At 72.4% G+C, this 7,899-nt stretch carries 6 protein-coding genes; 3 read left to right on the forward strand and 3 right to left on the reverse strand.

Translation table 11 applies throughout. The features are described 5' to 3' along the window. Positions 1–54 precede the first annotated feature (54 nt). Together D7W82_RS15475 and D7W82_RS15480 are read left to right on the forward strand one after the other, a co-directional pair. Positions 55–753 carry a LysM domain-containing protein gene (locus tag D7W82_RS15475; protein WP_120619093.1) on the forward strand — a complete coding sequence of 233 codons (699 nt, stop codon included), beginning with the start codon at positions 55–57 and terminating at the stop codon, positions 751–753. A 230-nt stretch (positions 754–983) separates the two neighbouring features. After that, positions 984–1,370, forward strand: a complete 387-nt coding sequence (locus D7W82_RS15480) for a response regulator (RefSeq protein WP_120575712.1) — start codon at positions 984–986, stop codon at positions 1,368–1,370. Here D7W82_RS15480 and D7W82_RS15485 read toward each other — a convergent pair. Together D7W82_RS15485 and D7W82_RS40530 are read right to left on the reverse strand one after the other, a co-directional pair. After that, a complete protein-coding gene (locus D7W82_RS15485) occupies positions 1,364–3,283 on the reverse strand; it encodes a PAS domain-containing sensor histidine kinase (RefSeq protein ID WP_233587603.1) in 1,920 nt (639 codons plus the stop codon). The two genes, D7W82_RS15480 and D7W82_RS15485, sit on opposite strands and share 7 nt — an antisense overlap. Positions 3,284–3,393: 110 nt before the next feature. Continuing rightward, positions 3,394–3,666, reverse strand: a complete 273-nt coding sequence (locus tag D7W82_RS40530) for a hypothetical protein (RefSeq protein WP_158617669.1) — start codon at positions 3,664–3,666, stop codon at positions 3,394–3,396. 177 nt (positions 3,667–3,843) lie between these two features. Here D7W82_RS40530 and D7W82_RS15495 point away from each other — a divergent pair, with 177 nt between their 5' ends. Then, complete coding sequence (locus D7W82_RS15495) at positions 3,844–4,530, forward strand: response regulator (RefSeq protein WP_216619317.1); 687 nt, start codon at positions 3,844–3,846, stop codon at positions 4,528–4,530. A gap of 9 nt (positions 4,531–4,539) precedes the next feature. Here D7W82_RS15495 and D7W82_RS15500 read toward each other — a convergent pair whose 3' ends face one another. Then, positions 4,540–7,401 carry a bpX6 domain-containing protein gene (locus tag D7W82_RS15500; protein WP_199727762.1) on the reverse strand — a complete coding sequence of 954 codons (2,862 nt, stop codon included), beginning with the start codon at positions 7,399–7,401 and terminating at the stop codon, positions 4,540–4,542. Positions 7,402–7,899 lie beyond the last annotated feature (498 nt).

Here is a 7,899-nt window from a genome sequence, read left to right on the forward strand (position 1 = left end):
GAAACAATCGCAGCCGGTGACCACCTCCGGGTCACTGCTCCTCAGGAGCCCCCCATGAGCTACCGCATCCAATCTGGCGACACCCTGTCTGGTCTGGCGAAGCGCTACGGCACCTCCGTGGACTCGCTGATGAAGGCCAACCCGGACATCCAGAACAAGGACCTCATCTACGCGGGCAAGACGCTGAACATCCCCGGCTCGCGTGACAGCTTCGAGCCCGGCACGCAGGGTGTGCGCGGTGGCGGCTCGGGCGGCTCCAGCGGCGCGGGCAACGTGACGGCGCCTCCGGGCGGCGCGGGCCCTGGCACGCGCGGCCCCGGCGGCAGCCCGTTCGACATCGCGATGTCGCACATGGGCAAGAACGCCGGCTCGCTGAAGCTCGAGGGCAGCGGCGTGGGCGCGGACATGGAGGACTGGGTCCCCAACAACGTCAACTGCGCCAACTTCGTCTCCGCGTGCCTGGAGCAGGCCGGGCAGATCAAGGACAGCCAGCACAGCGCGTCCGTGATGACGCTCCAGGCGAACCTGGACCGCGACCCGAACTTCAAGCGCGTGGACCTGAAGGACGCGAAGCCCGGCGACGTCGTCTCCATGAAGGTGGGCAGCGGCCAGCACGTGGTGATGTTCGCGGGCTGGAAGGACGGCAAGGCCCAGTTCATCGGCTCCAACAACATCAACTCGGACGGCTCGCAGCGCATCAGCCTCACGTCCATGAACTACCCCATCATGTCCGTGCACCAGTACCAGGGCTGAACAGGCCTGTAGCCTGAAGTCCCCGGTGGGGCCTTCGCCTTCCGCGCTCCTGGCGCCTGGAAGGGGGAGGCCCCATCCGCTTTTCGCGGGCATGGAGCCAGGCGCCTGCCCTCCAAGGCACCCGGAGTGGCGCGGGCCGCACATTGCCCATGGCCTATCGTCCAGGGCTGGACGTTCCCTGGACACGGGGTCTATCGGACGGAGCCGGACGGGGGGAGGCTCCCGGAGCCATGCGAAGCCTCATCCTCCTCGTGGAAGACCATGTCGACAGCCGTGAGATGCTGGAGGAGTTCCTCACGCTGGAAGGGTTCGCCGTGGAGGTCGCCGGCAACGGCCTGCACGCCTGGGAGCGCCTGAGGCGCGGCCCCACGCCGGACGTGATGCTGCTGGATTTGATGATGCCGGTGATGAGCGGCTGGGAGCTGATGGAGCGCGTGCAGAAGGAGCCGCGCCTGGCGAACCTGCCCGTCATCGTCGTGTCGGGAGCGGGCGCCACCCGCCCCGTGCCCCAGGGCATCCGGGCGTCCATCCCCAAGCCGCTGGACCTGGACGACCTGATGCGCGCGCTGGAGCCGTTCCGCTCCTCCACGCAGTCGCAGTTAGCCGCCGCCTACTGAGCCGGAGCGAGCTGCGCCGGCTCACGCGGCAGGAGCACGCGGAAGACGGTGCCCTCCGACGCGCGCGAGCGCACCTCGATGCGGCCCCCGTGGCCCTTCACCACCTGTTCGACGATGTAGAGCCCCAGCCCCAGGCCGCCGTGCGTGTTGCCGCCCGCGCCGCGCCGGAAGGGGTCGAACAGACGCGGCAGCATGTCCGGCGGGATGGGGTCTCCGCCGTTCTGCACCTCCAGCACCACGTGCGCGTCCGCGTCCGACAGCGTGAGGCGCACGGGTGAGTCCGGCGGGCTGTACTGGAGCGCGTTGCCGCCCAGGTTGCTCACCACCTGGAGCAGCCGGTCCGAGTCCCAGGAGCCGTCGTAGCGGCCCGGGCCCACGTTCAACGTCAGCGAGCGCTCCGGCCACGCGGCCTCCAGCTCCTCCACCGCCTGGCGCACCACCGCGCGCACGTCGCCGGGCACCCGCTCAATCGGGATGCCGCCGCCCAGCCGGCTGCGGGTGAAGTCGAGCAGCTCCGAAATCATCCGCGCCATGCGCTCGCTGGAGCGCGCGATGCGGGACACCGCCTTGCGGTCGCGCTCCTGGAGCGCGTCGCCGTGCAGCAGCTTGGTGACGGACAGCTGGATGGCGTTGAGGGGATTTCGCAGGTCGTGGCTGACGATGGCGATGAGCCGCTCGCCGAACTGCGCCGCTTCCCGCGCCGCCTCTTCCGCGCGGCGGCGCTCGGTGACGTCCACCAGCGTGACGACGCCCGCGACGATGTGGTCGTCCCGGTCGCGCACGGGCGCGCTGGAGCCCAGCAGGTGCGCGGTGGTGCCGTCCGGCCGGCGCACCTGGAGCGGCTCCGCCTGGCGCGTCTCACCGGTGCGCAGCGCGCGGGCCATGGGCCACGCGTCGTCCGCCAGCGGCTGGTTGTCCGCGGTGAACATCTGGTGGGACGACTCGTAGTCCGCCAGGCTAGCCGAGGGCCGGAACGGCTGCCCCAGCAGCGACTCCAGCGCGCGGTTGCCCAAGAGCAGCCGCCCGCTGGGCGCCTCCGCGATGAGCACGCCCGCGGGGAGCTGATCCAACACCGCCGCCAGGCGCGCGCGCTCCGCCTCGATGGTGGCCAGGAGGCGCTGCCGCTCCGCTTCCGCGTGACGGCGCTGGGTGATGTCCAGCACCGTGGCGGCGCGGCCCACGCGGCGGCCCGTGGCGTCCCTCAAGGACGTCACGTGCACGAACGCGGGGAAGCGGCTGCCGTCGCGGCGCAGGTGCAGCGCTTCGTATTCGTGGAACGGCTTGGAGCTGGCGGCGGCCATGTGCCGGGGCAGCGCGCCGCGCGACTCGGGCGCGACCAGGTCCTCCAGCCGCAGGCCCTTGAGCGCCTCCACGGGCTGCCCGTGCATGCGCGCGAGCGCGGGGTTCGCCGCCACGAACGCGCTGTCCTCCGCGGCCATCACCGCCACGCCCACGCCCAGGTGCGTGAAGATGTCCTCCCAGCGCCGGGGTCCGGACGCGTCCGGAGCGCCCTGCTCGCGCGCTGCCTCCGCGGCCTCACGCGACGCGAGCATCCGCGCCTGGACGTGGGCCTCCAGCGCCGAGGCCTCCACCGCGTCCACGGCGTCGTGGAAGCGCTCCACCTGTTCTTCGTCGCCCGGGCCTCCGCCGCCCCGCTCGCGCCACAGCCGCAGCACCGTGTCGCGCAGGCGCCGGAAGTTCGTCGTCGTGGGGTGCCCGTTGGAGCCCTGCACCAGCAGCGACAGCTCGCGCGCCAGTGGGTCGGAGACGCGCGCGTCCGGGTTGGACATCCGGGCCGCCACCGCGGAGAGGCCGTGCGTGAAGGTGTCGCCAGAGCCCGGGGCTTCGTGGAGCCACGCGTCCTGCAGGACGTCACGGGACAGGAAGAGGAAGTCGGCCAGGGGCAGGGACACGGTGCGAGGCTCGCGGGGCGGAGGGGGCCTGGGGTGCATCCGGGAGAAGAGGATGTCCCCTCCGACTTAGGCCCCCGCTTTCCATGCGACAAGGACCGTCTGACGACGTGTCAGGAGGAAGGCGAACGGACCAGGCCCAGCGGCCACAGGGCGGTCAACCGCAGGAGCCCCGCGCCCGGCTCCACGCGGTAGCGGACCTGGAAGCCGCAGGCGAGCACCGTCGCCCCCTCCCGCCCCGCCGACGGCACCGGCAGCCCCGGCATCCGGCTGGCGAGCGCCCCCAGCTCCGCCTGGAGCCGCTCGCGCACCGCGGGCGTACACGCCGTGAGCGTGCGCACCACCGGGGGTTCCAGCTGGCAGCGGTAGGCCATGAGCGCCGCCAAGGGTGTGCATCTACAGCCCAACTGCAAGATGACAGTGACACGGTGATACGCGCTGTCGGACGCCGGGCGTCTGGGGGGAACAGTGGCCGGGGCACACTGTCGGGCAGGTGACGCTGGGGCTCCCGTCGGACCCGGGTGCGCTTCAAGAACCCGAGGAAAAGCAGGTCGAATCGGGGGATGGCCCTGGGCGTCCACCACCTGCTGCTCGTCGAGGACGATCTGACCTGGCGAGAGGGTGTGGGCCGCGCGGCGCGTGAAGCGGGCTTCGTGGTGTCGTGCGTGGCGGACGGCGCGGAGGCATTGGACTGGCTGCGTCATCGTCCGCGCGCGCAGCACCCGGACCTCATCCTGCTGGACCTGGTGTTGCCCCGGTTGGATGGATGGGAGGTGTACGGCCAGCTGCGCACGGACGTGCGGCTGCGGCACCTGACGGTGATGCTGATGTCCTCGGCGAGCGGTACGCCGGACGTGCCGCTGAACGGGGTGCTGGGCTTCCTGCACAAGTCGTCCCAGCCGGAGGCGCTGGTGCGGGCCCTGGCCGAGCGGCTGCGCGAGCTGCCCGGGCGTCCGAAGGAGCCCCCGCGCGTGCCGTACGCGCTGCGGCTGACGGACGAGTCGCTCTACACACTGCACGCCCTGCCGGCCCCGGTCCGTCACGCGGTGCGCGTGCACCTGCTGCGGGCCGCGGAGCTGGCGGCCTCGGAGCTGCCCCTGGCGTCGTCGTGGCTGATGGCGCTGCACAGCGAGCTGCCCTCGCTGCTGGTGACGGTGGAGGGCGTGCGCGTGGTGCTGGAGGTGGACGACGCCGGCTGCGCGCTGACGGCGAGCATGGTCCTCGTGCCCAGCCACCTGCGCTGCGCCTGACGCCGAGGTTCACACCACCGGCACGCGGTGGACCTCGCCGGTGTGCAGGTCCAGCCACACCACGCGGCCGAGCAGGTCGTGCACGGCGCACCAGTCCTCCGTGAGGCGCACGACCTGGGGCGGAGTGCCGGAGAACTCCACCGTCGCGCGGGCGTGGTCGGCGACGGTGCGCAGGACGGCCGTGTGCAGCTCGCCCTTCTGGAAGCGCGTCACGCGCCAGGAGTGCGCGAGCACCTCGCCCGCGCGCTCCTCGGCCCGCTGGGCAGGGCGGTGGAAGCGCCGCGAGAGGATGGGGGCCACGTAGGTCCACGCTCCGGGCTCCTCGCCCGCGGGCACCGCGATGCGCCCGGCCATCGCCTCGCCGTCGGGCGTGAGCGCCAGGACGTCCGGCGTCCCCCACGGAGCCGGCAGGTTCGAGCGCCCGCGCAAGGTGGGGCCGCCCGGCAATTCGTAGCACCAGCGATCCAGGTATTCGAAGTCCTGCTCCGGGGTGAGGTGCAGGACGAGGAAGGACAGGTGCTTCGCGTCCACGGCCAGCCTCGTCACGACGCCGCCCTTCTCCGACACGCGCCACAGCGAGCGCGGCTCCGCGGCGAGCGTGTCCACCATGCTCACGGTGCCACGCATGGCGGTGAACCACCGCTCCCCATCGTAGGTGGGGGCCCACGCGTCCAGCTCCAGGTCGCACCAGCGCGTGGCCCGGCGCTCCACCAGGTCCAGCCGCGACACGCGCCACAGGTCACCCCGGCGCGCCAGCGCGAGGGCGCGGTCCCCCTGCGCGGACAGGACCAGTGAGAACGCCGGCACGTCGAAGCCCGCGAGCGTGCGTCCGTCCGGGCCCACCAGCCGCGCGCCCGCCTCCCCCAGCGCGAGCAGCACGCGCCGGCCCGGCAGCACCACGGCGTCATGCACGGCGTGGGCGCCCGCGTGGCTCCGGTCCATCCACACGCGCACGTGCGGCAGGTCGTGCGTTTCGGACCAGGGGCTCCGTTGGGAGGCTCGCGGCGTCGGCAGGTCCGTGCGCAGCGCGTCCAACGCTGGGTCCTTCAGGGCGTGCAGCTGTTGGATGAGCCTGGCGTTGGAGGGGAGCTCTTCCATCACCTCGTCGCGCAGCAACGAGCGCACGGTGGGGACGAGGAGCGCGCTCCGGGCATCAGAGGCCTCCGCGCGCAGCAGCTCCGTGGCGAAGGCCAGACGTTCCGGAGCGCGTGTCGGGGTTTCGTCCGACAGCAGGGTCTGGATGTCGTCGCGCGCGGCGCCGAAGCCGTCCGGGAACGCGAGCGCCAGGCGCGCCAGGAGCTTCGCGCTGCCCGTGCCCCCTGCCTGGATGCCCCGCTCCACCCAGGCGCGCGCGAGGTGGCGCGCGGACGACACGGGCCACACGACGTCCACCGCGCGCGACCAGTCTCCGGCCTCCGCGAGCGACTCCGCCCACAAGAGGCGCAGGGCCTGCGCTTCGGCGGCGTGGGTCTTCTCCAGGCGCAGCACGGCGTCCGCGAACACGCCCGAGCGCCGTGCGATGGACACCGCGCGCTCCACGTCCTTCGCGAGGAACCACTGGCGCACCACGAGGCCCGGGGGGAGGTCGCGCCCCTCCGCGAGCTCCGCCGCGAGCTGGAAGCGGCCGTGGCGCTCCAGGAAGGACACGGCCTCTTCGGCCGCGTCCAGCAGCTCCGCGAGGACGAAGGCGGCCTCGTCGATGCGGCCTTCGCGCTCCAGGCGGCGGAAGGTCTCGCGGTAGCGCTCGCGCAGCGCTTCGAACACGGCGGGGCCTCCGCCGAAAGACTGCGCGGCACCGCTCCGGCCTTGGGGTTGGATGCGCAGCTCCTCGCGCGGGCCGGGAACTCCGAGCGCGAGCTTCGCGCGTGCGTCCAGGTCCTTGCCCAGGGGGATGGCGTGGCGCAGGGCTTCGTCGAGGTTGCCTTGTTCGAAGAGTTCGAAGAGGTGGCGCAGGTAATCGCCCTTGCGCCGTCCCACGAGCTGCCCGAGGAGCGTGTTCCGGAGCATCCACTCCTTGAGCTGTTCGAGCGCGCCCGGGCCTTCGGGTTCGGCGGGACGCGTGGGGGCACTGGAGCCCTGTGAGGCTTTGGCGGCGTCACCTCCGCGCATTCCGGCGAGGAGCCGTGAGAACCAACCGGGCCGTCCCCCAGTGCCCGTGGTGGAGGCGTGAGCCGTGTCCGAGGAGAAGGCGCTCCGCAGACGGTCGAGCCATCCCGCGCGACGTGTGTTCAACGTGCTGCCCGATGTGCCTTGCGGCTCTGTGCGGAAGACACGGCGCAACCGCGCGAAGAGGCCCTCGCGCACCACCGGGACCTCCCGCCCCGCCATGCGCGCCAGCATGCGCTCCGCTTCGGGCGCGAGCGCGGGCACCTTCGGTCCGAACGTCGCGCGCGTGGGTGGAGGTAGCGGCTCCAGCGCGCTCTTCAGGGGCGGAGGCGGCGCGCCCAATCCCTTCACCCGCACGCGCCGCCACTCCGAGACGTCCAGCCACGTCCCCGGATCCACCTGGCGCAGCGCTCCGGGCCCGTACATTCGTGCGATGCCCTCGTGCACCAGCACGACGGCTCCCGGCGGAGGCGCCAATCGCTCGCGCTCCTTCGGGCTCAGCGGCGCGCTGGTGAGCACTCCGGACTCGAGCACCAGCGGCAGTCCGGGCGCGGCCTCCACCGCGCTCTTGCACGGTGCCGCCAGCTTCAGCAGAGGGCCTCCCGCCAGCGCCCAGACCGTGGCGCCGGGCCTCCAGGCCGCCAGCACGCGGCGGCGCGCCTCGGCCTCCCCCAGCAGTCCTGGATGGAACCACCAGGCCGCCGCCACCACGGTGCCCCGGTGCACCTGGGCGCGAGGACGCACGGCTCCGGACGCGGTGCTCACGGCGTGGCCTCCGGGACGGAGCGGTACAACACCGCCTGCTCCATCAGGTCCCACAACACGAACTCCCCCGCCCGCGTCAGCCATCCCAAGACCGGCTGCGCGTGGCTCGCCGCGGCCTGCACCACGGGGCCACTGGCCACCGCGAGCTTCCGGGGCGGGGGGGGCTGGGGGGAGTGTTGCGAGAAGAAGAGGAAGCTTCGCTGATCCGAATCCAACGCGACCAACCCCGGCGGAGACGGAGCGGGAGGCTGAACTACGCCCAACACACGGTAGCCATCAGGCATGAGCACGAGGGCCGTGACCGGGTCGAGGAACAACCTCCAGATGAGCTCCTTGTCACGAACCGCGAGCAGTCCCGCATCGGGATGCGTTCCCGACGGCGCGTAGCCGAAGTACGCATCCCCTTGATGGCTGCTGAGCGGGACCATCTGGGCTGGCCCGTCGCCCAGCATCTTGAGCCGCGAGATGCCCACCCGCCCCTGTCTCTTATACACATCT

The organism is Corallococcus sp. CA049B, from assembly GCF_003611685.1.
GTDB classification, from domain to species: domain Bacteria; phylum Myxococcota; class Myxococcia; order Myxococcales; family Myxococcaceae; genus Corallococcus; species Corallococcus coralloides.

What these genes read in the sequence shown, in the direction of transcription:
- D7W82_RS15475 (WP_120619093.1), top strand. Translation starts at nt 55, where the DNA reads ATGAGCTACCGCATCCAATCTGGCGACACCCTGTCTGGTCTGGCGAAG.
- D7W82_RS15480 (WP_120575712.1), top strand. Translation starts at nt 984, where the DNA reads ATGCGAAGCCTCATCCTCCTCGTGGAAGACCATGTCGACAGCCGTGAG.
- D7W82_RS15495 (WP_216619317.1), top strand. Translation starts at nt 3,844, where the DNA reads ATGGCCCTGGGCGTCCACCACCTGCTGCTCGTCGAGGACGATCTGACC.